Origin of the sequence: Streptomyces gossypii (assembly GCF_025165795.1) — a bacterium.
GTDB lineage: Bacteria > Actinomycetota > Actinomycetes > Streptomycetales > Streptomycetaceae > Streptomyces > Streptomyces gossypii.
The window spans coordinates 1-3,113 of sequence record NZ_JAJAGO010000037.1 but is presented as its reverse complement, the minus strand read 5'-3'; the positions used below and the strand labels follow the sequence as shown (position 1 = coordinate 3,113).

The 3,113-nt window shown below is 68.2% G+C and carries 1 pseudogene; it reads right to left on the bottom strand.

Features of this window, described 5'->3' with window-relative positions:
- Positions 1-3,113, bottom strand: a pseudogene (locus tag LHJ74_RS34015) (sugar-binding protein); the annotation flags it as partial.

Below are 3,113 nucleotides of genomic sequence, written 5' to 3'. Positions count from 1 at the left end.
CGGGCTGTAGGCGGTGGTTGTGGTGCGGCCGTCGTCACGCTCGTCGCGGGCGGGAGTGCCGCTGCCGGTCACCGTGACGTCGGCGGTCAGATCAGTGGCCGTGAGCTGGCGGCCGTAGCCGTCGAAGGTCGCGTCGGATTCGAGGTAGCGGGCCGTGGTGCCGTCGTGCTTCTCAAGGACGGCGGTGGCGGTGGCGTCGCCCTTGGCGGGAGCCGCGCCGTAGGCCGCGCCGTCGTAGGCGGTGCGGGTGTCGGTGATGACGTCCTCGGCGCGGTCGGGAGTGGCGTCGCACTTGACGGCGAGGGTCTCCTCGCGGGAGGGGAGGCCGAGGATGTTCATTGCGGTGTTGGTGGCGAAGGTGGTGCGGGTGCACCGGTTGTCGCCGCCGGTGGAGTTGTCGCCGTAGTCGTCGACCTTCACCAGCCGCCCGGCGACGGTGTCGTACGTATTGCTCTGGGAGACGACCCGCCAGCTGTCCCCCGCACCCTTGTCCAGCGAGGTCCAGGTCTTGCTGTGCCCCGTATCGGCGAAGTACCCCTTGAGGGTGCCCCAGGAGTGCTTCTTGCTGGCCGTCTCGTGGTGCCAGGGGCGGTCGACCATCTTCGAGAGGATCTTGCCGCCAGGCGCCGAGTAGGTGGCGATCTTGTAGGTGAACCCGCTCGCCGACCGGTGGTCGGTAATCGGATCACCCTCGCCGCTGCCCAGCGTGACGCTGACGTCCTTGCTGCCGCCGTCCTTGTTCTCCCGGTCGCCATGCATGCCGCGCAGGAAGTACGAGTCCTCCTGCGACTTCATCTCCGCGCTGCCGCCCTGGCCGCCCGTCTGCTCCCGGACATGCCCATAGCCGCGCCACTCGGACCAAGTCCGCTCCTTGTTCTTGACCAGACCGCTCTCGTCGTAGTGCCAGGCCGCACCACCCAGGTACGAGTAGCGGGCGACCTGATCAGGGGCGCCGCCGGTACGGTCGGTGCTGGTGACCGAAGTGACCACGTACTTGTTGAACCACTCGCGGTCGGCGTCATCGGAGGACGATCCGCCGATGTACTGCGGGAAGCAGCGGGTGGTGTTCGTTTCCGGGGTGGGAAGGTCGGCGGCTTTGCAGGCGGGTGCGGAGTAGTTGACGTCTGTCTGGCCGCCGTACTCGTCGGCGACGGTGGAGAGGCGTGCCTTGATGAACGGGGCGTAGCCGTCGCCGGTCTTGTCGAGCCGGTTCTCCAGCTGGGTATAGGCGAAGGTGGTCTTCGGCAGGGTGATCGCCGGGTCTGCGCTGTGGCCGGTGTGCTGGATGGAATCCAGGAGCAGCTGGTAGTCGACGTCCGCCGTGCCCCAGCGGTGCCGGAGCTTCCACGAGTCGACCTTTTCGTACGCGGTGCCGTCCCGGACGTAACTGGTCACGCCGGTGAGGCGCTTGCGGGTCCAGAAGCTGGGCGAGAAGCGGCCCTGATCGCACTTCTTGCCAGCATCGCAGTTCAGGTCCCAGGGCGTGTCGTACCAGTACTGGGCCTTGTCGTCGATCGTGTCGGCGGCGCACGTGACGCCTTCCTTCGCGATGCAGCGTTCCGTGCTGGTGAAGTCGACCTTGGCCAGGGGCTCCGTGTCGTAGACGGAAGAGGACTTCAGGCCGTATTCGATGCGGTCAACGCTGCCGCCACGGACGTACCGGGTGTCGTCGTCCTCCTTCAGGTTGCGGCCGTAGGAGTTCTTCTCCTGGTCGTAGTAGTAGGCGACCGCGTTGCCGTGCGTGTCGACGGCGTAGTCCAGATTCCACCGCCAGCCCTGCTGGCACCAGGAGTCCTTGAACGTGGAAGCGTGGCACGGCTCGCCCGAGTCGTCACCGAAGACGGGGGCGGTCCAGGCGGAGCCGGTCGTCTCGTCACCCTCCGACCAGCCGGGCAGCCGGTGGTAGCCGAAGTAGTAGCGGGTGCCCTCGGGGTCGGTCAGCCGCCAGTACTCGCCGTTGTCGTCCCCGTTGTGCCGCTCGCTGGAGGCGAGGCGCTTGATGCGGGTGCCGTCATCGCGCTGGAGCTTCCACTCGTCATCCCCGACGGGGATCAGTTCACCGGCCTTGCCGTTGAAGGAGAGGAAGGCGTTGTCGTACTTCCAGCACTGGTCAGCAGGCTTCCCACCGTCGTCGTGTTCGATGCCGTCGTCAGAGCACGGCCGGTACTTCCGTTCGATGAAGCCCGTCCAAAGGTCGAACCCGTCACCGGCCCATGAGGACTGGTTGTTGCTGCCCCCGGTGCGGCCGTCGATCTGCGCGGAGGAGTAGGAGAGCCCGACGCTGGGCTTCAGGCCGCCGGGGACCTCCGGTGCGGGCATGTCGTAAGCCCAGGAGAAGTCACCCGTGTTGAGGTTCGTCTTCCAGGTCGCGGAGGGCGCCAGCTTGGTGGCCTTGTAGTCACCCTTGCCGCCCTCCTCCTCGGCGACGGCCGCGAGTACGGTGGCGCCGCTTGCACGCAGTTTCAGGGAGTCGGCGGTGAGGGTCTGCTTCTCGGTGTCGTTCACCGTCCGCACCGGCCGGCTGTCCGAGCAGCCGCTTTTGCCCGGTGTGGTCAGGACGCAGGCGGGGAACTCGACGAGGGAGAGCCGGGAGGCGTAACCGCCGCCGTATGCCTGGGAGAAGCTTGAGTAGTCCACCCGGACACCCGCGCTCCGGGGGGATGCTTTGCTTGCCTGCTGGTCTTCTTCCGGGTCCAGCGTGAAGAGCAGACCGCGGACGCCGGCCTTCGCCGTCGCCTTCCGGCTCAGCACACGGGCCTTGACGGGGCCCGAGACCGCGCTGTCGGCCGGTTTGGTCTTGGCGGCCGGGCCGGCAGCGCGCAGGCTGCCCGGTGAGGCTATCTCGATGGGCAGGCCCTTGGCCTTCGCCGGCTTCGTCGCAGATGAGCGACCGGTGGCGGCGTCAGGGATCTTCACCGTGGCCGCGCCCGGCTTCGGCCACGAGGTCTTCGGTGCCTCGCGTGGTGTCCGCGGCCCCTTCTCGACCGTGCGGGGCTTGGCTTTGGGTGCGTCGGCTCCGGGGACGGGCCGTTCCGCCTGTGGCAGGTCGGGGCGCCCCGTGCCGGCGTCGGCCGTCGCGGTCGTCGCGGTGACGGTCCCCTGGAGCAGGGTGC